The following is a 21,641-nucleotide window of genomic DNA, read 5'->3' as shown; positions in this document are numbered from 1 at the left end:
TAAAAATGGCAGAATTCAAAGAGCAAGTATTAGATATTTTAGAAGAAGTATGTGAAAACGATATTGTGAAAGAAAACTTAGATGTTCAATTATTTGAAGAAGGTATCCTTGATTCTTTCGCTGTAGTATCTTTATTAGTTGAATTCCAAGAGCGTTTAGATATTGAAGTTTCTATTTCTGATTTTGACCGTGACGAGTGGGCTACACCAAACATGGTTATTAAGAAGTTGGAAGAAATCCGATGAACAAAGCAAAATTTGGTCCGATGCTTTTAGCATTGGCCCTTTTTGCTGTATTCTTACTTATTCCAACGCGCTTCCTACTTCCACTTTTAAGTGATGAAAAAGTAGAACAAGCTGCTACTTCTTTAAAAGAAGAAAAAATTCAAAGTATAATTTTACAGCAAAAGATGTTAGCAAATCCAAAATATCTTCCGATGTACGGTTCATCGGAATTCGCACGTATGGATGCTTTCCATCCATCTAATTATTTTAAAGTAAAGCCTGAAGGATTTACGCCATTCCTTCTTGGACGCGGCGGAACACAAGACCTTGTACATGTGTTAAACTTCGCATCTACAATGGATCAATTGAAAGATAAGAAAATGGTATTCGTTCTTTCTCCGCAATGGTTTGTACCACAAGGTATTGATGAAACGCACTTTGCACCTAACTTTTCAAAACAACAAGGTTACCACTTCATTTTCAACAATGATTTACAACCTGAAATGAAAAAACAAATTGCAAAGCGTTTATTAAACTTTGAGATTGTAAAAAAAGAAACTTTATTAAAAATTTCGCTTGAAGGTATCGCTTATGATGATACGAAGTATAAAGTAAAAGCACTTGCAGCTAAACCTTTCGCTTATATTTACCGTAACATTTTAGATCGTAAAGATTTATTTACAGCCATGTTTAATATTAAACCCCACAAAGAGAAGCTCGATCCTTCATTAAAACAAATGAACTGGGAAGAAGCTCGTAAACATGCGGATCAAACAGGTGCAACAGAATCTGGATCTAATGAATATGGTATCGAAGATGGTTACTTCAATAGCAAAATTAAGAAAAAATTAAAGCAACGTGAAGGTTACTTAAAAAATGATGCTTACGACCAATCGCCAGAATATGAAGATTTACAAATTGTACTTGATTTATTAAAACAATCTGGTGCAAAACCACTCTTCATTTCTGTTCCTGTAAAAGGTCCTTGGTACGACTACGCTGGCTTCCCGAAAGAACGCCGCGAAGCATACTATAAGAAAGTTCATGAGCAAATTGAAAAAGCTGGTTATCCAATTGCCGACTTCTCAAATCATGAATACGATAAATACTTCTTAAAAGATCATATGCACTTAGGTTGGAAGGGCTGGGTTTACATCGACGAAGCCATCCAACAATTTTATAAAGCAAATTAATGAAAAGACCGCTTGAATTATGAAGTGAACCCCGAAAACGGGACACCAATCAAAACACCTAAACCACTTGTTCCCTAAATTCTTTAGGGGATAGGTGGTTTAATTTTTCTTGAATTCGCACACAATTGTAGTAATGAATGTATTCTAGCACAATCTTTCGCACAGTTGTGTTGGATACTTTTGTTATCTTTTGTGAATAGAAAGCTTCACTTTTTAAATGACCAAAGAAGCTTTCCATGACGGCATTATCATGGCAATTTCCTCTCCGGGACATGCTGGTGATCATGCCGTTTTCTTTGGCATACGCTTGAAATTCTTTTGCTGTATAAATACTTCCTTGATCCGAGTGAAGAAGGACATCTTTTACTTTTCGCCCTCTCATTGCTTGTTTCAATGTTTTCATCGCTAATGTCAGTGTTTGTGATTCGCTGATGACACAACTAATAATTTCACGATTAAAGGCATCCATGATCGTTGATAAATACAAGGTACGCTCTCCAAATAAGAGATACGTCACATCCGTAAACCACTTTTCATTTGGTTTGGATGCATCGAATTGGCGCTCCAATCGATGAGGGGCTACCATTGGTTCCGCACCATTGATATATTTCTTTTTCTTCCGACGCACTTTTGAAAGAATATGATTTTGTCTCATGATTCGTAATACTTTTTTATGATTGACACACAGTCCCATTTTTCGAAGAGTAGCGGTCACTCTTCGATATCCATACCGGAATTTATGCCTAAGACAGACGTCCTTTACTCTTTCTTCTATATCATCTTTCAGATCTTCCGTTCGTTGTAACCAACGATAAAATGTAGAACGGGGTAATTCTAATACGTTACACAAGTCTTTTACCGTTATTTTTGTTTGTACATTTCTCCATAAAGTAACTACAGTTTCTGGTTTCAGCCCCTTTCGATTTCCAGATACTTTCCCCATACAAGTAATTTTGTTTTTAGATGTTTATTTTCTAAACGTAGCTGTTCTAATTCACTGAGCTCTTTTGGTCCTTTTCCATAAGAATATTGTTTTCCTACAGGTTGTTGAAAACGATACGTTTGATCTGTACGATACCATTTCATCCATGTCTTAATTTGGGAAACATTTTTAATTCCGAGTTTCTCCATAATTGCACGATTTGAATAACCGTCTTTCTTCATTTCAATGACTTTCCACTTTGTTTCTTCTGGGTAATGAACTCTTGTCTTCAAACGAAAAACACCTCCAATGAATTTGCATACTTAGTATGCGAATTCAGGAGGTGTTTTTTCATGTACCACTATTCGGGTTCACTTCATTACTCAAGTGGTCTTTTTGTATATATTTTGTAATTGTTCGATTGCATTCTCCGCTTCTTTCATAACTCGCTCCACTACATGCTGAGCTGATTCGATTCGTGCCAACGATGCTGCCTGTCCTGCCCAAAGTGACATATATTCTTCCTTATTTTGCTTCGCTGCCTCTTGGCGTATTTTAGAAGTTAATACGTTTTGCACTGGATACATCGGAAGCCCTTCTTCTTTTCCTTCATGTCTCTCTATAAATTCATTACGGATACCCCGTGCATATTTCCCGGAAAACGCACGAGTTACAGTTGTGCTCGTATCTGTACTATGTAAAATCGCTTCTTTATACACATCGTGCGTAATACTCTCTTCACTTATTAAAAAGGCGGATCCCATTTGAACACCTTCTGCTCCTAGTGCCAATGCCGCAACAAGCCCTTGCCCGTTCATTACACCACCTGCTGCAACAATCGGGATATCCGGAACTGCTCCTACTAACTGAGGTATTAACGCAAAGGTACCGATCATAGCATCTCGTTCTTTCCCAATAAACGTTCCTCTATGCCCTCCGGCTTCGCTACCTTGCCCGACAATAATATCTACTCCTAGCTCGGCAAGTACTTTCGCTTCCTTCACATGGGTAGCTGTTCCGATAACTTTTATTCCACTTCTTTTCAAATCATTTATTTCTTCTTTTTCTAACGTTTGAAATGCAAAACTAACGACCGGTACTTTTTCATCTAATAGCACTTGTAATTGTTCCTTATAGCTTTTTGGAAGCTTTAACGTCCCTTCTACTTCTATACCTAATTCTCTATTCACTCCACTTAGTAATACTTTCGCCTCATTTACCTTCTCTTCTTCTATTTGTATCTCTTTCGTTACAAGTAAATTAACACCGAAAGGCTTATCTGTTAGTTCTCTTATTCTATAAATTGCTTCACGAATTTGTTCTGGGCTCATATAGCCCGCTCCAAGCATCCCTAACCCTCCGCTATTACTTACTGCTGCAACAAGTTCTGGCGACGTAATCGCGCCTGCCATACCGGCTTGAACGACGGGATACTCAATTTTTAATATGTCTGTTACTCGACTTGTAAACATCATTTTCCCTCCTATTTCCCTTATATCTTCTTTATTTGATAAGCTTTCCCCTGCTTTTGCAAGGGTTGAACTTCATATGAAGCGAATATATTGAAAGAGAAGGAGGCTGAGCTTAATGATTTATCCAAATGCATTAAAACAAGGTGATACAGTAATGATTATTGCACCATCTGGTCCACCTACAATCGAAAATGTATTAAAAGGTGTGAATATATTACAAAAGATGGGGTTATCTGTAATAATCGGGAAGAGTGTTTACGAGAAATATGGATTTTTAGCCGGAAGTGATCAGGTTCGGCTTGACGATATACATGAAGCATTTACAAATAATGAAGTAAAGGCAATTTTTTGTGCACGAGGTGGTTATGGAAGTGCTCGTCTTCTTCCTCACATTCAATATGAAGTTATTAGGCAGAATCCAAAAATCTTTTGGGGATATAGCGATATTACAGCTTTGCATACTGCTGTTTCACGTTATGCAAAGCTTATAACATTTCATGGTCCGATGATTGAAGAACTAGGAAAAGGTATTGATTCCCTATCTTTCTCCTCTTTCAATCAGCTATTCCATCCGTATTCAACCATTTTATCTGCATCAGAATGTATCGTGCCTAGCTCTCACAGTAAAGTTACAGGTACGTTAGTTGGAGGAAATTTAGCTGTGTTAACGAGTATAATTGGCTCGCCCTACGAGATAAATACGGACAATACACTTTTATTACTTGAAGACATTGGTGAAGAACCGTACCGCATTGACCGTATGTTAAATCAGCTACTTTTATCTGGAAAGTTTAATGAATGCATGGGCGTTATTTTCACAAGTTGTCACGACTGCACCCCTTCAAAGCCATCTCAATCATTGCAAACAATATTATATGAATATTTCACGCCATATCATATACCTGTCCTATTCGGTTTACCAATTGGACATATAAGTCCAAACATCGGTATTCCACTTGGAGCTACAGCAACAATAAACACAAATAATAAAACAGTCTCTATTTCTTCCGGTATAGCCACTCCATGTTCAAATTAAAAAGGAAAAGCGATTACGCTTTTCCTTTTACTTATAATAATTAAAAATTCGTCCAGATGCGATATCTGCAATTTCTTCTGGAACAAATGTTTTACTTATATCAGTGCCAGCATTTAATACAGCTGTAGCATCTTTCTCAATGCTACCAAATAACTCTTTCCCACGTATCGTAATAAGGGGCGTTCCTTCTGGCAACACATCTTTTACAAATTTCATTTGTGTAAAGAACGGAACGATCCATCTACCCTCTCCTTGGAAATGACGCAAACGAAGTATTCCTTCTGCTGCCCCGTCCTCTGCTTCTAGTGAACCAGCAACATAAAACTCAGTAGATAAGAGCAGTTCATAAAATTCCTTTTGCTTCTGTTTATCATCCCCTGCTACAACAAGTACTTCTTCTATTCTCTTTACCGGAATTTGCTCCATATGATGCCACCCCTATTTCAAAATGATTGTACTTAGATTATACGAAATATTCTTATTTTTTTCTATATAATTCGCAATTATTTTTTTAAAATAATTTTAATGCTTCTTTTGTCGTCACAATCGTAGCAAACTCTTCATGTAAATTTACAAGCGTCATATTGTGAATATCTTCTGCACTATACTCTTTACCATCTAAACCTTTACGGTTAAAAGTAGCCGTTGCATCACTCACTAAATACGTTGTAAATCCTAAATTCCCTGCCATTCGTGTCGTAGTTTCCACGCAATGATTTGTCGTTAATCCCACAACTACTACTGCATTACATTTCTTCTCTCTTAATTGCTCTTCTAAATTTGTCCCAATGAACGCGCTATTAACGAACTTCTGAATAACCACTTCACCAGGTAGTGGTTGCACTTCTTCTTTAAAGTTTACCGTTTCCGCTCTCTCATAAAACATTGACTGAGCATTTTCTTTATTTACATGTTGAATATGAAAAACTGATTGTTTCCTTTTTCTCCATTCTTCTAACAAAATTCTCATATTTTCTTCAGCAAAAATATTATTTCTCTCGCCCCAATCTGGTAATTGAAATGCCTTTTGTACATCGATTATGATAAGTGCTATTTGATTTGTCATCATTTCCCCCTTAATTTGGCTGTAATTGAAATAGAAAACCAAGTTGTTGTGACGCAGTAATAAAGCAAACATAGGCGCAAAGCTCTACAATTTCTTTTTCTGTCCAATATTGTTTTAATACGTGAAACATAGTATCATCTATCGCTTTTCGGTCATGAACAAATGTATGCGCAAAAGTAACGGCTACACCTATCTCCTCTGCCTTTTGCACACCTTCAGGTCTTCCCTTTGCCATACAGTATGGACATTCATTCCCATACGCTAATGTTCTTCTCACTTGCTCCTTCAACTCTGCTGAAAGAGTTCCTTTATTGTACAGTGTATCCTCTAACGTACTCCACGAATGTAATATATCCGAATTATGCCCTAATAACTTTTGAAACTTTGTATCTCCTACATTTGATAATGAAATTCTCTCCATCATTTCCCCTCCTATTTCCTTCTGTTTTATTGTAAAATAAATAACGTTCACTTTACATTTCATATGAATCTTAATTTATATTTTTCCTTTACAAAAATCATTATTTTACTGGAGGTATATTTACAAATGCAACTAGACCGTGTTGATCGAAAAATTTTAAATGAATTATATAATGATAGTCGCCTTTCTATGCGTGAATTGGCGAAACGAGTAAACTTATCTGCTCCGTCTACTGCAGAACGTGTTCGTAAACTTGAAAGTGAAGGCGTTATTCAAAAATATACAATCGATATCGACTATAAAAAAGCAGGGCTAGTTTTAGATTGTATTTTAGAAATCACTTTAAAAAATGGTGATACAACACGTATGCAACAGTTTATTCAGTCTTATCCATCTGCAAGTTTTTGTTACCGAGTAACAGGAAGCTTATGCTACATTGTAAAAATTTCTGTTCCTTCACTCGTTGAACTTGAAGAATTTATCAATGATGTTTCTTCATATGCAACGACAGTTTCTCATATCGTATTATCAGAAGTATCTCTTACTCCTGATATTGAACATATCTTCCCAGAAAATTAATTTATTTTTATTCATAAAATATAAAAAAACCCCTTACATTAAGAATAAAAATAATATATCATGTATTAAAATACATAAAGTTCGAGAAAGGGGCCTTACATTGAAAATCTGGTTTTATGAAAAAACGGCACAATTAGATGACTTACTTGGTATTTGGGACAATGTTCCAACCATCCCGCGAATTGGTGAAAAAGTGGAGATTTTAAAGACGGTCCGCACTGTTACAGATATTAAATATGTAAAGAACGGTAATAATTTTCGTGTGGAAATTATTACAAATTAAAAAGCAGCTCCTAAGGAGCTACTTTTTAATTATCTATTATGTGCTTTCTTTATAATGATTTTATCTTCTTCCACAGATACTGTTACATAATCATTTTCTTCTAACCGAAGCTTATTTACAACCTCATCTGGTAACTCTATAGCCATCAATCTATCGGTTATGATCACTTGACTATACACTTCATTTTCTTGTGATGCACTCACTACTTTTAGCTCATTTATAAACCGTACTGGTGGCACGCCAACTTCTTTTACTGTACGCCATTGTTTCCAAATGTAAGGAATTAACCAAAGTAATCCGACAATCGTAAGACCGATACCAATCCATAAATTACTTTGCGCTTGTAATTCAGTAATTGAGATTGTACCACTTTCTTCTCCACCGAAAAATTGCATACTTGTTGCAATCAAATTATTTAGAGCGTGCACAGCTATATTCGTCCATATATTTTTTGTGTTTATGTATAAAAGACACATAACGACACCAAACATGAACGCACCAATAACATCAAAATGTCCTAGGCCAAAAATAATTGAAGATATAATTACAGCTTTTTTAATTCCCCATTTATAAGCCATTCGCTGTAAGAAAAATCCCCTAAAAATAACCTCTTCCATAATAGGCGCTAACACACATGCTGAAATGAAAGTAAATATCGTCATATATATGTTACTCGTATTAATAACATTTCCGTCTTCTAACATAGTAACTAAGAAATTCGGTAACGTATGTGCTAATATGTAAAATTGAATCTGAGATATGCCAACCGAAAAAATCATTCCCATTATCGTTGCTAATACAATTAATCCCCAAGGTAAACGTCCTGGCTTATCAAAAAAACTGTTAAATACAACATTATTTTTATTTGTTTTTACGTATAGCCAAAGTAACGGAAATACAAAAAATACAGTTATTTGTGAAATAACCTCCATCGTATTCTCAGAAACATTTGCTAGACCTAATGGAATCATTGTAAGGAACACCCCTATAATCATCCATCCAAAAAAACTACGTAGTCTTATACGTGAAAATGCATAGTGCACATGAAACACCCCCAAAGATAGTAAAAAATAAAGTAAAACTTGAATCAATATTTTATAGGCGTCCTTTCCTTATAAATAATTGGATAACTAAATTACAATATGAATCTAGTTGAAATTCTTCCTATTTTTCTCAAATCATTTCAAACAGCATATCTCTTAAAATACCATATCTCTGTTCTTCAAGTTGCAATCTAAGAGAAATTTATGTAATAAAAATCCCCGTTTTTACAAGCGGGGATTTCTTTTATTATAATACGTCACGTTTTTGGAATAATGCACTTGAAGCTACAAGTAACACAACAAAGTATGCAACTACAAGTAATAATGAAGTTGTAAACGTAAATTCTGTAAATGTAGGTTCTACTCCACCACTAATTAATTTATTACTGTCGTAAGCTCTTAAATCCAAATGGAAGAATACTACAAACTTCGCTACACCTTTTGCAAACATCATTAGTGCCATATTAATTGCTCCTTGTAAGAATAATAGGAACATCGTAATAATTAATGGTAATACAGACTTTCTAAATACGTTTGCTAAGAAAAATGCAAGTGTTGCAAAGAAAAATGGCGATAGCAACTGATATAATATTGTTTTCAAAACAATTCCTAACGTTAATTCAGTTTTACTACCGTCCATTACAATTAATCCAATAATCATGGCAATTAACATACTAGCAAATACAATAAATAACATCGTTAATAACACTGTAATATATTTAGAAAATAAAACTGTCATTCGTTTTCTTGGACGAATTAATAATTGTTTAATCGTTCCTTTTTGGAATTCATCTGTAATTGTACGAGAAGCTGTTGTAATTCCAAAAATCGTTGTGAATATCATAATTAAGCCGATATCTGAACTTACAAAATCTAAGTAAGATCCACTTAAACTACCAGCTTCACCCCATTTCGCCAGTACTACAGCTCCTAAAATCTCCAATAAAGCAATGACACTAATTAAAATATACATACCTTTTTTCGCATGTAATTTTAAAAATTCATTTTGAATTAATTTAAACATTACGCTTTCACTCCCCCAGTAATCGCTAAGAACTCATCCTCTAACGTTTTATTTTGAACAGTAACTCCGTATACAAGCACCTCAGCATGAACAAGTTTTTTGACAAGTTGCGGAATGTTTTCTTTTGTTACAGATGCTACAATCACATTCCCTTTTGCTTTACCTTTAATAATTTCATTCGCTTTCTGAACCTCATCTACTTCAAACGCTACAACGACTGCCTCATCATGTTTCACTTTTTCATGTAAGTTGTACTCTTGTACAAACTCACCTTGTTTAATAATAACAACGCGATCACACATTAATTCAATTTCACTCAATAAGTGACTTGATACGATTACAGCAATATTCTCTTCTTTCGCTAAACGTTGTAAATAATCACGAATTTGGCGAATACCAGCTGGATCTAATCCATTTGTCGGCTCATCTAAAATTAAGATTTTTGGCTGATGAAGTAATGCCTGTGCAATTCCTAAACGTTGTTTCATACCAAGTGAATATGTTTTCACCTTTTTATGAATTGCATGCTCTAATTCAACAAGCTTTACAATCTCAGCAATACGCTCTTTACTAATCGGTGTAATGGCCATGTTCGCAAAATGCTTTAAGTTTTGCATTCCTGTCATATAATCATATAGTTCAGGATTTTCTACAATCGCTCCAATTTGCTCTAGTGCCTTTTCACGCTCCGAGCGAATACTATGTCCACAAATTGTAATATCGCCTTCTGTCATTGAAATAAGACCTGTCATCATACGGATCGTCGTCGTCTTACCGCTACCGTTCGGTCCAAGGAATCCGTATACTTCTCCTTCACGAACCTCAAATGATAAACCACGAATAATTTCCGTTCCACCAATCTTTTTTCGAACATTCTCTAATTTTACTACTACGTTTCCCAATGCTGATTCCTCCTTTAGACTTCTAGTTTTTTATCGATAATATAAGCAATTACATATATTATTAGAGCACTAACCATTACCATGAAACTTATATTAAAAATATTAAATCCATTTTCTTGAAACATATTAATAAACAGACTCTTGCTTTCACTATGATATTCTACTCTTCGCAATACTTGGAAAGCTGGAGCTAATTTTCCTAGCAAAGTTGTCGCTAAAGTAATTGCGATATTTATTACTAGAAAAATAATAACGATTAGTATATTTTGCGCTTTTTTCTTTTTAACAAGTAACTTAACTAAAGTAATCACTAATATAATTTGTAACACACTAAACAAAAATTCAAATAAATCGCTTATTGTATATATTAAATTGTTCATTATGCCCATTTGCATAATCTCTTTTGCCTCTATATATACAGAAGTCGTAGGAAAAGCTAATACATAACTTACGTAGAAAAGAATTCCACATATCCCATACCATATAGCCATTGCGATAAATGAGAAAATAAGCATAGAAATTACATATTGTTTCCCAGATATTGCTGTAAGTCGTAACATTGGATTAGTTAGTAAGCGTGAATATGATTTCATTGTTTGTATAAACATATAAACAACATAAAAGAAAAATATAATCATAATGATTCCAAATATGCCCTCTTGTCTACTGATAGCCGCATCACTTTTTCTTACAATCATTTGTGAAAATAACACAGCTTCAATTAGCACAAAGAGTAAAAAAGTAACAATATATCTTTTCTTATTTACATTCCATAAATAGGAAAGTACTGACTTCACTTACTAAACACCTCCTTAAACAATTCATGAACCGCTTTTCCTCTCTGAAAACGAATTTCTTCTACATTTTCATATAGAACCATTTCTCCATCTTTTAAAAAGATCACTTCATCAAAAATATTTTCAATTTCATTTATTAAGTGAGTGGAAATTAATATCGTACAATCTTCTCTATAGAACTGTAGAATTAGATTCAATACATGTTCTCTAGAAAGAGGATCTATCCCGCCCAATGGCTCATCCAGTACGTATAGTTTCGCTTTTCGAGAAAACGTTAAAATAATCTGCAGCTTCTCAACCATACCTTTTGACAATGCTGTAATTTTTTCTTCTAACGGTATTTTAAATTCTGCAATCGTATCTACCGCTTTTTGAATATCGAAGTCTTTATAAAAATCTCGGTAGAAAAATAAAGCGTCTTTTATAGTCATCCAATCATCAAAGACTGGCTTATCGGACATAAATGAAACGATTTCTTTCGTCTGTAATCCTACCTTTTTACCGTCTATTGTAATACTACCTTCAGAAGGGTGTTGCAAACCTGCAATTATTTTCAATAACGTCGTTTTCCCGCTCCCGTTATCTCCAACAAGCCCAACGATTTTCCCTTCCGTAATCTCTATGTTTAATTCACGGATCACTGCTTTTAATCCGTATCTCTTCCATAAGTTTTCTATTTTTAATAGCTCTGTCATTGGCTCTCCTCCCTCTTATCATGTAATGAAGAACGAAGAATTGTAAGAATTTCTTCTTCTGAAAAACCTAAATTGTCCATTCCATCTATAAAAGAATGAAGTAATTCTTTCGCCATCTCTTTTCGCAGCTCCATAATTTTCTCCCCTTCATTCGTTACATACCGGCCCATTCCTCTACGTGTTACAACAACTCCATCCCGTTCTAGCTCTTGAAATGTACGCTGAATCGTATTTGGATTCACTTGTAATTCACTGGCTAATTCACGGACAGAGGGAATTTTATCGCCAGGCAATAAATGTCCTGTTACGATCTCTTTTTTTATGTATTCCATTACCTGAATGTAAATTGGTGTATTTGGAGAAAACTCTATTTTCATTTCTTCCCTCCTTTTGTATCGGTGTACTAGTTAAATAATACACCGATACAAAAAGTTTGTAAATACCCATTTAATTACAAAAAAGTTCTATCCGTTAACTGAATAGAACTTCCAAAATATTAATCACTATACAAAAATAATAGTGTTATGTAAACAAAATTATAAAGAAAAGCTGTCTTATCAATCAATAAGACAGCTTTTCTTTATAATCCTATATTAAAAGTTAAACACGAAGTCATCGTCAGCTAACTTTTCAACGTTCGTTGCTTTTACGTAACCATTTCCTTTTACAGAGAAGAAATCATGGTTTTTCGTATCTGTACGTAAACCATTTAAAACGATTGGGTTAATTTCTTCTTCTTCAAACTTCGGCTCAAGTCCTAAGTTCATAAGCCCTTTATTCGCATTGTAACGAACGAAACGATTTACATCTTCTACAAGACCGATAGAAGTGTAAATTTCTTCTGTATAGGCCATTTCAATTTCATATAGTTCCATTAATAACTCTTGTGTTTCCTTCTGCACTTCTTGTTGCTCTTCTGCAGAAAGTTCTGCGAAGATTTGTTGTGCTAAAATACCGACGAATACGCCGTGAATTGACTCATCACGAATTATCAAGTTGATAATCTCACCACTTGCTGTTAGTTTTCCTTGACCAGCTAAGTAAAGCGGATAGAAGAATCCACTATAGAATAAGTAACTTTCTAAGAACACACTTGCTACCATTGCCATATATAGCTCTTTTTTCGTCACTTCAGGCTTTAACAAACGACGATAATAACCAGTAATAATACCGGCCTTTTTCTCAAGTAATGGATGATTGTCTACCCAGTCAAAAATATCATCAATTTCTTCTTCTGTAGCTAATGTTGTGAAAATGTGACTATAACTTTTCGCATGTACTTCTTCCATAGCTCCCATGAAAGCTAATACACTTTTCGCTTGTAAATTTTCAAGATGAACAAGTACAAGAGGCATACCTTCGCCGCCTTGTTTCGTATCTAAAAGTGTTAAACCACCTAATACACGCTTATAAGCAATCTGCTCTTCTTTTGATAATTGTGCCCAAGTATTTTTGTCAGAAGATACCGCGATTTCTTCTTCTGTCCAAAACTGAGCGATATTTTGCTTCCAAAACATTAAACTAAAATCATCTTCTTTTTTGTTCCAGTTTACCGCACGCATTAAATCGCCCCTTCTCTAAATATGATAACTAAGCATGAGCAGGGTTCAGAAAACCCTGCTCATCATGTCTCACTTTTTATATTAAACGGTACAAGCCACACACTCTTCCACACTTAATTTACGTGTTCTCGTATAATACAGACTCTTTAAGCCTTTTTTATGTGCATAGATGTAGTAACGTGCTAATTCACGTGTTGAAATATCACTATTAACGTAAAGAATTGTACTAATTCCTTGGTCAATATGTTCTTGAATTTCTGCGATTAAATCAATTAATTTAAACTGATTCATATCGTAAGAAGATTTATAGTACCAGAACGTATCTTTTGATAAATACGGCATTGGATAATATGTTGTCGCATTCGCATATGTTCTTGATTCGATTTGACTTACGATCGGCATTACGCTTGAAGTTGCATTTTGAACGTAACTGATTGATTGTGTTGGAGCAATGGCAAGACGATATGAGTTATATAAACCATTCTTCTGCACTTGCTCTTTTAAACTTGTCCAATCTTCTTTTGTTGGAATATGAATTCCTTCAAATAGTTGCTGAACTTTTTCAGTTACTGGGCTGTAATCTGTCGTTTCATACTTTTCAAAGTATGTGCCATTCGCATAATCAGATTTATCGAAGTCTTTAAATGTCTCGCCTTTTTCTGTAGCGATTTCCATACTTTTCTCAATAGAGTAGTAATTTAACATCATAAAGAATGTACGAGCAAACTCTTTCGCTTCTGCACTTTCATAAGCGATTTTATTTTTTGCTAAATATCCGTGTAAGTTCATTGCTCCAAGTCCAACTGAATGAAGCTCATCATTTGCTTTTTTCACAGTTGGTGCATTCGGAATGATCGTCATATCAGAAACAGCTGTTAAAGCTTCCATTCCTGCATGAACCGCTTCACGAATTTCTTTATTTTCCATTACGTTTACAATATTTAACGATCCTAAGTTACAGTTAATATCACGACGGATAATGTCATCTGTACCGTAATCATTTATTTCTGAAGTTTCTTGAAGCTGGAAGATTTCTGTACATAAGTTCGACATCTTCACAGTTCCAATATCCTTCAATGGATGTTGATTATTTGCATTTGATTTAAACATTAAGTATGGGTAACCAGACTCAAGCTGAATCATAGCGATTTTAATAAGCATATCACGTGCACTAATATCTAGTGGCTTCTTCTTCACTTTCGGATTGCTCATTAATTCATCGTACATTTCATCAATGTCAATATCATCTAAATGCTTGCCATATTCTTTATAAACCGTATAAGGCGCGAAAACATGGAAAGGTTCGTTTTTCTCAGCAAGCTCAAAGAACTTACTTGGAACGATAATTCCGATTGATAGAGACTGAATACGGCTCTTCTCATCGGCATTTATTTTTTTTGTATCAAGGAATTCAATAATATCCCAATGGAAAATGTTTAAATATACTGCGCCGGCACCTTTTCGTTGGCCAAGCTGATTCGCATATGAAAACGAATCTTCAAGCAATTTCATAACAGGCACTACACCACTTGCAGCGTTATCAATACCTTTAATTTGCTCACCACGTGCGCGTAGTTTAGATAAGTTTAAAGCTACTCCCCCGCCGATTTTCGATAATTGCATCGCAGTATTAATGTTAAAGCCGATTGAATTTAAGCTATCGTCCATCTCTAACAAGAAACAAGACACCATTTCTCCTCTTCTGCTTCTTCCCGCATTTAAAAAGGTTGGTGTCGCTGGTTGGTAGTTTTGTTTTACAATCATGCTTGCGAATTGTCTTGCCTTCGAAACATCACCGCGTCCTAAGTATAATGAAACAATTGCTACACGATCTTCATAGCTTTCTAAGTATTGTTTTTGATCATTCGTTTTTAACGCATAATCTTTGTAGAACTTAGATGCTGCCATATAAGATTGGAACTCGAAGTTTTCACCATAAGCGATGTTATATACTTCCTCTACTTCCTCCAAGCTATACTCGTCCAGAACGTTGTAATAGTAATCATGTTCTTTCATATACTCCATTCGCTCTGCCACGCTATTAAAAGGAACGGTATTCTCTCTAGCTTCTTCCATAAAGACTTCTAATGCCTCTTTATCTTTATGAAGCTGATAAAAACCGTCCTGCATTTGCGTGATTTCATTATTCAGTTCAATGTGTCGCAATCTCCCGCACCCTTTCCTTAAAATATTCTACATCGTTATTTGTTCCAGATAACTCAAATTTTGATACAATAGGCACTTCATATTTAGTAGAAATCTTGTCAGCACTTGCACCGAACATGTCTCCCCAGTTACGATTTCCGCTTGCAGATACGCCTTTTAATTTTTCATTATTGCGCTCTAAAAAGTCTAAAACACGTTCTGGTACATTGCCAAAACCTGTTGTATACGTAATAAGAATAAAGTCTTCATCTATTACTAGATCTTCATCAATTTGAACGGCCGGCATATTTAATTTGTGAATGAAACGCTTCACGTTTCCTGTCATAGAATCATATGCAACTAACATTTCCGACCCTCCCTCTCAAATCTATATTCTCTATATGTTGTTCTTGATTTCTCTATATATTGTATTACGTTTCAAAATAAGACACAAGATATATGTATAAATTCTTTCTTTTTTTAACTTTTACTTTTCGACATGATAGCCGTTTTTTTTCAATACAATGACTATGAAACAACATTCTAAAACTCATGTCAATAAAGTGCTTTTCAAAAAAGTTGTCAACGAATTTAACCTTATTTTTTAAAAAGTTAACAATATATTTTGTCATAAAACGTTAGATACTGAAGAAATATATTTCTCCAGCATCACGCAAAAAAGAACAGATATGAAACTATAATCTGCTCTAAAAAACGATTACATTTATCAAATTTACCTTATTAAATATATTATACATATACTTTCGTTTTTCGTTACATACTAAAAGATAACTATTATAGAAAAAGATTATTATTATGGAACTTCAATTTATTTATGAAAAGTTTATTCAGAGTGCTCAATACGCAAAATATCTTTTACAAATATGTGATGTGGATTTTCATCTTTATCAAGCATTGTACATACAGGAGCCTCTTCATCAAAGTATACAATCATTCCTTCTACGTACTGATATGTATGTTGAACTTGTACAGTTACTTTAATTTCTATCGCTTCTTCATATGCTCTTTTTATTTTCTGAAGCATTTTTGCTGAACATTTTCGTTTCTCTGGATACATAACCATTCCCATAAATCTATTGCCGGCTCTATCTTTCCACATATAATCCCAATGTGGTAAAATGCCTTGTTTAAAATCGCCCATAATTCCCCTCTCCTTTATCTTTTATTTATCCCGCATTAAACGTTCGATTGGTGTTGGCTACTAATCAGTGAGGGATGCCCTGCTGATCAAAATTCCCCTTTATGAACGTGGCGTTTCTGAATATGTATAAATCACTTGCCCGCCTCGCTGTGCGTTACCAATGAAATGCTTAAAGTCTTCTCTATTTACAACAACTTCTCTGAACGTATAAAATACATCTTTCGTAACAACATACTCCGTTATTTCACCATTTTTCAGCTGATCTAAAATTGTATTTGCTAATTCTTTATCCATGTATTTCACCTCTCTGCAATATTTTATTTTATCGTATATTCTATAGGTCAACAACTGTAAAATTATCCCGCTATTTGCAGGCGGTCCGATTGGTGTTGGCTACTAATCAGTCGTGGAATGAACAAAAAGTCTTACTGATTAACGTTTCATTTTATCTCGTTGTTATGCCATGATTTTATTTTCGTTATTTCGCAAACAATATCGTTTTACTATATGTCCACTAAATATCATATACTAACATAGCTACTTCTCTATATCAAACATTTCGGCATTCAATTATGCAAAGTTCAATACCACTATGCTACAATATACAAATAGAACTAGGAGGGATACTATGATTCGGAAAGCAAAAAAGACAGATGCAATGGCAATAGCTCCTTTATTGTATAATGCTCTGCATGAAATTGCTGAAAAAATCACAGGTAGCACAGTTAAAGCAGAAGTATTACTAGGACTTGAGACATGGTTCTCAAAAGAAAATAACCGTCTGAGCTACGAAAACTGTTTTGTCTATGAACAAGACGAGAGTGCAGTTGGAATTATTGTCGCTTATCACGGTAGTGAAGCAACACAGCTTGACGCACCAATTGTACATCACTTAAGAGAATTACATAAAGATGAATCAATTACGTTAGAAAAAGAAGCTGAGCTTGATGAGTATTACATTGATACATTATCAGTTTCAAGTGCACACGGCGGAAAAGGTATCGGTTCTAAATTAATTGAAGCTGCCGAAATCTATGCAACTGAAAAAGGGTATGAAAAAATCGCTTTACTTGTTAATTTAGAAAACACACGCGCCTATTCACTATACGAAAAGTTAGGTTATAAAAAAGATGAAATTGTTATGCTAGTAGGCGAACCTTATGCTCATCTCGTAAAAACATTAAACGTCAAAATTTCTATATCTTAAAAAGAAAGCACACGATTTATATAAATCGTGTGCTTTTATGTTAAATTCGTATTTAATATATTTCCATCCATCGCCTCGTGAAACGTATATGTTGTACATCCCCATGGCTTTCTATGCAAAACAGGAGAACCAGACCATCCCATTGCCCTCAGCTCCGTTCCAATCATCGAATTAAAATACTTATGACCTACAAGAGCAATACTTCCATGTACGAGAGCATAACGATGTAACAGGTAAGCCGCTTGCCTTGCCCTCTCTCTTATTTCCTTATAAGACTCAACATCTTTATGGTAGCCAAGTATCCATAATGTTCGTCCAATGAACATCCATACCTTAATTGTGCATTTCAACCACTTCGGAGCAAAAAAGCATGAAGGAACTTCAGCTTCTCTAAAAAGAGAATTTTGCATAAAAGATAAAGAATCCGTCAATTCAGCTGCTGATTGTACAGCACGCCTTTGATCACTTGTTAAGACAAATTTCGCTGCTTCAATTGCCTCTATTGTTTCTATCGGCATTTTAGCTTTTTGTATCATTGACTCGGAATCATACTGTTTCATCCATTCGTGAAATGAATTAATTGTCATCGGTTCTCTTATACGACCTAAACAACCATGACGAATAAAAGAAATCTTCATTCTTTTCACTCTCCATTCATCACTTACGAACTCTATTATGCACTAGTTCTAAATATCATACCACGCAAGAAAAGAAAGTTATATACCTTTACATCTCCCCACCACTATCATGTGTTATCGAAGCATGGATACCATCCATCCCATCAAAATATGTACTCGTATCATATTGACGAATCTTTTTAAATGCATATAAGAAAATAAAAATAAAATTAAAGCTATAACACTCCCCACAAATTCAAACATCATTTTACCGCCTCTAATTTCTCCCACTTCAGCAGGTTATTCTACTTTTTCATTATACCTCGATATAAAGATTCCCGCATTTTTGCTATTTTTTTCAAATAACATGGATTTTCTACATATTTTCTTACAAAAAGTGAATATTTTTCGATTTTTTACTTTGGAAACATTTACAAAGTAGGAAATATGGTTCAAAATAGGAGGAAATAAAAAAACCCAAATTTATTCTTTTTTTGGGAAAACTGTAACAAGGAGAGTTGCTTATGCAGATCGCAGAAACTGGAGATATCATCGAATTTAAAGGTGGAATGCAAGGCCGTGTTCAAAAAGTAAATCAAAACTCTGTTATTGTTGATATAACAATTATGAAGAATTTTAGAGAACTAGATATGGAACCTCTTACAGTTGTAAGTCATAAAAACTATACTGTCATTAATCAAAATGCATAATATAATAAAAAGAAAGGGCCTGTATAGTATACAGGCCCTTTCTTTTTATTAACGATTATCAATTGTTTCCGGATATAGATCGTGGTTCATCATGCGGTAGTCAGCCATTTGTTCATACTTCGTCCCCGGGCGACCGTAGTTGCAGTATGGATCAATTGAAATGCCACCACGTGGTGTAAATTTCCCCCATACCTCAATGTAACGTGGATCCATTAATTTAATTAAATCGTTCATAATAACGTTCATGCAATCTTCGTGGAAATCACCATGATTGCGGAAACTAAATAAATACAACTTTAAAGATTTACTCTCTACCATTTTTTGCTCTGGAATATAGCTAATATAAATTGTTGCAAAATCTGGTTGTCCTGTTTTCGGACATAAACTTGTAAATTCAGGACAATTGAATTTTACAAAATAATCACGGTTTGGATGATTATTATCAAATACCTCTAATATTTCTGGGCTATATTCAAATAAATATTTTGTATTTTGATTTCCTAGTAATGTTACATCTTTTAAATCTTCATCTAATCTTCCTGTCATTTTAAACATCCCTTCTCGTTATACGCCGCGTTTATTTCCCCATACTAACGCATGAAGCTGGGGCAATACTTTTGCATCATTCATCTCTTTACAATTTACAGCTTTATCAATCAGCCACTCATACTTATCTAATAATTTTTTAATAAGCATCGCATCATCCACTGTTTTTGTATCATCGTTTCCTACTTGTAAGAAAAATGGTACATCTGGATAACGTTCGTGCATCTTAACTGCATATTCAAAATCATGATCATCGAATACTACTACTTTTAAACTAATATCTTTTCCTGCTAGTTTCTGAATAATAGCATCTAACTTCTGAAAATCTGTTTTCATCGTCGAACTTGGTGGTTTTGGAGAAATTGTTACTTCATCAATTTGAAGTAACCAATTTTGCCATTTACTCCCTTGTGTTTCAATTGCCGTCCGCATTCCATTTTCTTTTAATATAGAAAGAAGAAACTCAATATTTTTCAGCAATGCCGGATTTCCGCCTGAAATCGTAACATGAGAAAAATTTTCTCCTCCAATTGTAACAAGCTCATCCCAAATATCTTCTGCTGTCATCTGTCTAATTTGATTTTTAGCTGATCCATCCCATGTAAAAGCAGAATCACACCAAGCGCAGCTATAATCACAACCAGCCGTACGGATAAACATTGTCTTTTGCCCTACAACCATTCCTTCACCTTGAATAGTCGGACCAAATATTTCTAAGACAGGGATTTTACTCATCGAGCATCCACTCCCGTCTTACTTCCGCATAACTAGTCGGCGTCTCAAATAGACGAACAAATTCTACGCGAGCTCCTTTATATTCGTTCACTCGATTCTCTTTAGTTAGTGCCTCTGCCATCTTTTCATAAATCCAAACGACCATATTTTCAGCAGTCGTATTCATTGCAGGTAACGTTTCGTTTAAATAACGATGATCTAAATAAATTTCGATTTCATTCTTCCAAATCTCTTTTATATCACCAAAGTCAATTGCAAGTCCTATTTCATTTACATATCCACTAATTCCAAATACAACTTTATATGTGTGACCATGTAAGTTTTTACATTTCCCTTCATAACAGTGTAAATGGTGTGCTGCATCAAATGTAAATTCCTTGCTGACCATTACTCTTTTATTATGGTATTTGAGCTGTTTACGCTGAATATCCTTGTCCATTTTTTGCAAATTTTCTACGATGCGAAATCCAAAGAAATTATCCATTAGTTGTTCGCTCCTTCGCGTTCTTGTAGGTACGTATCTAATCCTGCTTTACGAAGTTGGCACGCTGGACATTCACCGCAACCATCACCAATGATTCCGTTATAACATGTTAATGTTTTTTCTCGAACAAACTCAAATGCTCCAAGTTCATCTGATAATTTCCATGTTTCAGCTTTATCAATCCACATAAGTGGCGTGTGAATGACAAACGGGTAATCCATGGATAAATTTAAAGTAACGTTTAACGATTTCACAAACACGTCACGGCAATCTGGATAACCACTGAAATCAGTTTCACATACACCCGTTACAATATGACGTGCTCCAACTTGTTTTGCTAATACAGCAGCAAATGATAAGAAGAGTAAATTTCGTCCATCTACAAATGTCGATGGCAATTCACCTTCTTCATGTGTAATCTCCATATCCGTTCTCGTTAACGCATTTGGAGCAAGTTGATTTAATAGACTCATATCTAGTACCGTATGCTTTATTCCTAGCTCTTTTGCAATTTTCGCTGCACAATCAATTTCTAGCTTATGACGTTGATTGTAATTAAACGTTACAGCTTCTACCTCTGCAAACTGCTCTATTGCCCAAAATAAACATGTTGTACTATCTTGTCCTCCACTAAAAACAACAACTGCTTTTTCTTTTTTCATTTCACTCATTCTCCTTCTCTACTATAAATAAGAAGAAAGAACGTTCTTGAACTGTCACAATAAAAAAACAAAACAATACCTAAGGATATTGTTGTTTCCATAGTTTTTTATAGAGGGAGTTCGCGAACCTCTCCCGCGCGGTGCACGGAATTTC

General features: G+C 34.7%; 28 protein-coding genes and 1 riboswitch. Of the genes, 7 read left to right on the top strand and 21 right to left on the bottom strand.

Annotated features, from left to right (window positions below; all coding sequences use genetic code 11):
• Window positions 1-5 precede the first annotated feature (5 nt).
• Window positions 6-245: a D-alanine--poly(phosphoribitol) ligase subunit DltC gene (gene dltC, locus JFU02_RS26350; RefSeq protein WP_000807310.1), complete on the top strand. Its 240-nt coding sequence runs from the start codon at window positions 6-8 to the stop codon at window positions 243-245.
• Window positions 242-1,417, top strand: a complete 1,176-nt coding sequence (gene dltD / locus JFU02_RS26345) for a D-alanyl-lipoteichoic acid biosynthesis protein DltD (RefSeq protein WP_201071893.1) — start codon at window positions 242-244, stop codon at window positions 1,415-1,417. Before dltC ends, dltD begins: the two co-directional genes overlap by 4 nt.
• 58 nt (window positions 1,418-1,475) lie before the next feature.
• Here dltD and JFU02_RS26340 read toward each other — a convergent pair.
• Window positions 1,476-2,632, bottom strand: a protein-coding gene (locus JFU02_RS26340; protein WP_097821174.1) for an IS3-like element ISBt2 family transposase whose coding sequence is annotated in 2 segments (ribosomal slippage) — window positions 1,476-2,380 and window positions 2,380-2,632 — 1,158 coding nt in all. Because the reading frame shifts where the segments join, the coding sequence is not laid out codon by codon here.
• 90 nt (window positions 2,633-2,722) lie between these two features.
• Entirely contained in the window at window positions 2,723-3,811 is a 1,089-nt protein-coding gene (locus tag JFU02_RS26335; RefSeq protein ID WP_061667999.1) for an NAD(P)H-dependent flavin oxidoreductase, read from the bottom strand.
• A gap of 115 nt (window positions 3,812-3,926) precedes the next feature.
• Here JFU02_RS26335 and JFU02_RS26330 point away from each other — a divergent pair, with 115 nt between their 5' ends.
• Entirely contained in the window at window positions 3,927-4,847 is a 921-nt protein-coding gene (locus JFU02_RS26330; protein ID WP_061668000.1) for a S66 peptidase family protein, read from the top strand.
• A 27-nt stretch (window positions 4,848-4,874) separates the two neighbouring features.
• Here JFU02_RS26330 and JFU02_RS26325 read toward each other — a convergent pair whose 3' ends face one another.
• The 3 genes from JFU02_RS26325 to JFU02_RS26315 form a co-directional block, all read right to left on the bottom strand.
• Complete coding sequence (locus tag JFU02_RS26325) at window positions 4,875-5,273, bottom strand: SseB family protein (protein WP_201071890.1); 399 nt, start codon at window positions 5,271-5,273, stop codon at window positions 4,875-4,877.
• Window positions 5,274-5,358: 85 nt separating this feature from the next.
• The gene (locus JFU02_RS26320) at window positions 5,359-5,913 is read right to left on the bottom strand and encodes a cysteine hydrolase family protein (protein ID WP_000184432.1); all 555 of its coding nucleotides are present in this window, start codon (window positions 5,911-5,913) and stop codon (window positions 5,359-5,361) included.
• Window positions 5,914-5,923: 10 nt separating this feature from the next.
• On the bottom strand, window positions 5,924-6,337 hold the full coding sequence (locus JFU02_RS26315; protein ID WP_103945161.1) for a carboxymuconolactone decarboxylase family protein: 414 nt from the start codon (window positions 6,335-6,337) through the stop codon (window positions 5,924-5,926).
• 123 nt (window positions 6,338-6,460) lie between these two features.
• Between JFU02_RS26315 and JFU02_RS26310 the strand changes: the two genes are divergently transcribed.
• Window positions 6,461-6,913, top strand: coding sequence for an Lrp/AsnC family transcriptional regulator (locus tag JFU02_RS26310; protein ID WP_001175499.1), 453 nt, complete (start codon window positions 6,461-6,463; stop codon window positions 6,911-6,913).
• 100 nt (window positions 6,914-7,013) lie between these two features.
• Window positions 7,014-7,196: a DUF3913 family protein gene (locus JFU02_RS26305; protein ID WP_000707107.1), complete on the top strand. Its 183-nt coding sequence runs from the start codon at window positions 7,014-7,016 to the stop codon at window positions 7,194-7,196.
• A gap of 29 nt (window positions 7,197-7,225) precedes the next feature.
• Here JFU02_RS26305 and JFU02_RS26300 read toward each other — a convergent pair whose 3' ends face one another.
• From JFU02_RS26300 to JFU02_RS26250, 11 genes are all read right to left on the bottom strand, one after another.
• Window positions 7,226-8,239 carry a CPBP family intramembrane glutamic endopeptidase gene (locus JFU02_RS26300; protein WP_000558814.1) on the bottom strand — a complete coding sequence of 338 codons (1,014 nt, stop codon included), beginning with the start codon at window positions 8,237-8,239 and terminating at the stop codon, window positions 7,226-7,228.
• Window positions 8,240-8,486: 247 nt separating this feature from the next.
• A complete protein-coding gene (locus JFU02_RS26295) occupies window positions 8,487-9,263 on the bottom strand; it encodes an ABC transporter permease (protein ID WP_061668002.1) in 777 nt (258 codons plus the stop codon).
• Window positions 9,263-10,165: an ABC transporter ATP-binding protein gene (locus JFU02_RS26290; RefSeq protein ID WP_000528789.1), complete on the bottom strand. Its 903-nt coding sequence runs from the start codon at window positions 10,163-10,165 to the stop codon at window positions 9,263-9,265. The genes JFU02_RS26295 and JFU02_RS26290 overlap by 1 nt, the downstream gene beginning before the upstream one ends.
• Window positions 10,166-10,179: 14 nt before the next feature.
• Window positions 10,180-10,962, bottom strand: coding sequence for a hypothetical protein (locus JFU02_RS26285; RefSeq protein WP_061668003.1), 783 nt, complete (start codon window positions 10,960-10,962; stop codon window positions 10,180-10,182).
• Window positions 10,959-11,657 (bottom strand): ABC transporter ATP-binding protein, encoded by a 699-nt coding sequence (locus JFU02_RS26280; protein WP_061668004.1) that lies wholly within the window; start codon window positions 11,655-11,657, stop codon window positions 10,959-10,961. The genes JFU02_RS26285 and JFU02_RS26280 overlap by 4 nt, the downstream gene beginning before the upstream one ends.
• Window positions 11,654-12,034, bottom strand: a complete 381-nt coding sequence (locus JFU02_RS26275; protein ID WP_000687512.1) for a GntR family transcriptional regulator — start codon at window positions 12,032-12,034, stop codon at window positions 11,654-11,656. Before JFU02_RS26275 ends, JFU02_RS26280 begins: the two co-directional genes overlap by 4 nt.
• 216 nt (window positions 12,035-12,250) lie before the next feature.
• Window positions 12,251-13,219 (bottom strand): class 1b ribonucleoside-diphosphate reductase subunit beta, encoded by a 969-nt coding sequence (nrdF, locus tag JFU02_RS26270; RefSeq protein WP_001203008.1) that lies wholly within the window; start codon window positions 13,217-13,219, stop codon window positions 12,251-12,253.
• A gap of 81 nt (window positions 13,220-13,300) precedes the next feature.
• The gene (nrdE, locus tag JFU02_RS26265; RefSeq protein WP_001215839.1) at window positions 13,301-15,385 is read right to left on the bottom strand and encodes a class 1b ribonucleoside-diphosphate reductase subunit alpha; all 2,085 of its coding nucleotides are present in this window, start codon (window positions 15,383-15,385) and stop codon (window positions 13,301-13,303) included.
• On the bottom strand, window positions 15,372-15,731 hold the full coding sequence (gene nrdI / locus JFU02_RS26260; RefSeq protein WP_000959447.1) for a class Ib ribonucleoside-diphosphate reductase assembly flavoprotein NrdI: 360 nt from the start codon (window positions 15,729-15,731) through the stop codon (window positions 15,372-15,374). The genes nrdE and nrdI overlap by 14 nt, the downstream gene beginning before the upstream one ends.
• Before the next feature lie 477 nt (window positions 15,732-16,208).
• Entirely contained in the window at window positions 16,209-16,526 is a 318-nt protein-coding gene (locus JFU02_RS26255) for a hypothetical protein (protein WP_000502199.1), read from the bottom strand.
• Between the two features lie 99 nt (window positions 16,527-16,625).
• Window positions 16,626-16,820 (bottom strand): hypothetical protein, encoded by a 195-nt coding sequence (locus tag JFU02_RS26250; RefSeq protein ID WP_000356686.1) that lies wholly within the window; start codon window positions 16,818-16,820, stop codon window positions 16,626-16,628.
• Window positions 16,821-17,154: 334 nt separating this feature from the next.
• Here JFU02_RS26250 and JFU02_RS26245 point away from each other — a divergent pair, with 334 nt between their 5' ends.
• Window positions 17,155-17,733: a GNAT family N-acetyltransferase gene (locus JFU02_RS26245; RefSeq protein WP_000619551.1), complete on the top strand. Its 579-nt coding sequence runs from the start codon at window positions 17,155-17,157 to the stop codon at window positions 17,731-17,733.
• A gap of 35 nt (window positions 17,734-17,768) precedes the next feature.
• On the opposite strand, the gene JFU02_RS26240 is transcribed toward JFU02_RS26245, so the two are convergent.
• Window positions 17,769-18,371, bottom strand: a complete 603-nt coding sequence (locus tag JFU02_RS26240) for a hypothetical protein (RefSeq protein WP_000703090.1) — start codon at window positions 18,369-18,371, stop codon at window positions 17,769-17,771.
• 503 nt (window positions 18,372-18,874) lie between these two features.
• On the opposite strand from JFU02_RS26240, the gene JFU02_RS26235 reads away from it, so the two are divergent.
• The gene (locus JFU02_RS26235) at window positions 18,875-19,060 is read left to right on the top strand and encodes a YkvS family protein (RefSeq protein WP_001165082.1); all 186 of its coding nucleotides are present in this window, start codon (window positions 18,875-18,877) and stop codon (window positions 19,058-19,060) included.
• Between the two features lie 48 nt (window positions 19,061-19,108).
• On the opposite strand, the gene queF is transcribed toward JFU02_RS26235, so the two are convergent.
• Genes queF through queC form a run of 4 tightly spaced genes read right to left on the bottom strand, consistent with a single transcriptional unit; the run spans window position 19,109 to window position 21,487 of the window.
• Window positions 19,109-19,606: a preQ(1) synthase gene (gene queF, locus JFU02_RS26230; RefSeq protein WP_001986050.1), complete on the bottom strand. Its 498-nt coding sequence runs from the start codon at window positions 19,604-19,606 to the stop codon at window positions 19,109-19,111.
• Window positions 19,607-19,624: 18 nt separating this feature from the next.
• Entirely contained in the window at window positions 19,625-20,341 is a 717-nt protein-coding gene (gene queE, locus JFU02_RS26225) for a 7-carboxy-7-deazaguanine synthase QueE (protein ID WP_000036304.1), read from the bottom strand.
• Complete coding sequence (gene queD, locus JFU02_RS26220; RefSeq protein ID WP_000368414.1) at window positions 20,334-20,825, bottom strand: 6-carboxytetrahydropterin synthase QueD; 492 nt, start codon at window positions 20,823-20,825, stop codon at window positions 20,334-20,336. The genes queE and queD overlap by 8 nt, the downstream gene beginning before the upstream one ends.
• Window positions 20,825-21,487, bottom strand: a complete 663-nt coding sequence (queC, locus tag JFU02_RS26215; RefSeq protein WP_000711598.1) for a 7-cyano-7-deazaguanine synthase QueC — start codon at window positions 21,485-21,487, stop codon at window positions 20,825-20,827. The genes queD and queC overlap by 1 nt, the downstream gene beginning before the upstream one ends.
• 93 nt (window positions 21,488-21,580) lie before the next feature.
• Window positions 21,581-21,624: riboswitch (PreQ1 riboswitch) on the bottom strand.
• Window positions 21,625-21,641: the final 17 nt, after the last annotated feature.

The organism is Bacillus sp. TH13, assembly GCF_016651175.1.
In the GTDB taxonomy this organism is placed as follows: Bacteria; Bacillota; Bacilli; order Bacillales; family Bacillaceae_G; genus Bacillus_A; species Bacillus_A thuringiensis_S.
Note: the sequence above shows the minus strand (reverse complement) of the source record. Positions and strands in the feature narration are given on the sequence as shown.

Bases quoted from the DNA above. Each gene is read 5' to 3' on its own strand.
- JFU02_RS26310 (WP_001175499.1), top strand. From the start codon at position 6,461: ATGCAACTAGACCGTGTTGATCGAAAAATTTTAAATGAATTATATAAT.
- JFU02_RS26280 (WP_061668004.1), bottom strand. From the start codon at position 11,657: ATGACAGAGCTATTAAAAATAGAAAACTTATGGAAGAGATACGGATTA.
- JFU02_RS26330 (WP_061668000.1), top strand. From the start codon at position 3,927: ATGATTTATCCAAATGCATTAAAACAAGGTGATACAGTAATGATTATT.
- queC (WP_000711598.1), bottom strand. From the start codon at position 21,487: ATGAAAAAAGAAAAAGCAGTTGTTGTTTTTAGTGGAGGACAAGATAGT.
- JFU02_RS26320 (WP_000184432.1), bottom strand. From the start codon at position 5,913: ATGACAAATCAAATAGCACTTATCATAATCGATGTACAAAAGGCATTT.
- queD (WP_000368414.1), bottom strand. From the start codon at position 20,825: ATGGATAATTTCTTTGGATTTCGCATCGTAGAAAATTTGCAAAAAATG.
- JFU02_RS26235 (WP_001165082.1), top strand. From the start codon at position 18,875: ATGCAGATCGCAGAAACTGGAGATATCATCGAATTTAAAGGTGGAATG.
- queF (WP_001986050.1), bottom strand. From the start codon at position 19,606: ATGACAGGAAGATTAGATGAAGATTTAAAAGATGTAACATTACTAGGA.
- queE (WP_000036304.1), bottom strand. From the start codon at position 20,341: ATGAGTAAAATCCCTGTCTTAGAAATATTTGGTCCGACTATTCAAGGT.
- dltD (WP_201071893.1), top strand. From the start codon at position 242: ATGAACAAAGCAAAATTTGGTCCGATGCTTTTAGCATTGGCCCTTTTT.
- JFU02_RS26335 (WP_061667999.1), bottom strand. From the start codon at position 3,811: ATGTTTACAAGTCGAGTAACAGACATATTAAAAATTGAGTATCCCGTC.
- JFU02_RS26325 (WP_201071890.1), bottom strand. From the start codon at position 5,273: ATGGAGCAAATTCCGGTAAAGAGAATAGAAGAAGTACTTGTTGTAGCA.
- JFU02_RS26275 (WP_000687512.1), bottom strand. From the start codon at position 12,034: ATGAAAATAGAGTTTTCTCCAAATACACCAATTTACATTCAGGTAATG.
- JFU02_RS26255 (WP_000502199.1), bottom strand. From the start codon at position 16,526: ATGGGCGATTTTAAACAAGGCATTTTACCACATTGGGATTATATGTGG.
- JFU02_RS26295 (WP_061668002.1), bottom strand. From the start codon at position 9,263: ATGTTTAAATTAATTCAAAATGAATTTTTAAAATTACATGCGAAAAAA.
- JFU02_RS26245 (WP_000619551.1), top strand. From the start codon at position 17,155: ATGATTCGGAAAGCAAAAAAGACAGATGCAATGGCAATAGCTCCTTTA.
- dltC (WP_000807310.1), top strand. From the start codon at position 6: ATGGCAGAATTCAAAGAGCAAGTATTAGATATTTTAGAAGAAGTATGT.
- nrdF (WP_001203008.1), bottom strand. From the start codon at position 13,219: ATGCGTGCGGTAAACTGGAACAAAAAAGAAGATGATTTTAGTTTAATG.
- JFU02_RS26250 (WP_000356686.1), bottom strand. From the start codon at position 16,820: ATGGATAAAGAATTAGCAAATACAATTTTAGATCAGCTGAAAAATGGT.
- nrdI (WP_000959447.1), bottom strand. From the start codon at position 15,731: ATGTTAGTTGCATATGATTCTATGACAGGAAACGTGAAGCGTTTCATT.
- JFU02_RS26240 (WP_000703090.1), bottom strand. From the start codon at position 18,371: ATGAAGATTTCTTTTATTCGTCATGGTTGTTTAGGTCGTATAAGAGAA.
- JFU02_RS26315 (WP_103945161.1), bottom strand. From the start codon at position 6,337: ATGATGGAGAGAATTTCATTATCAAATGTAGGAGATACAAAGTTTCAA.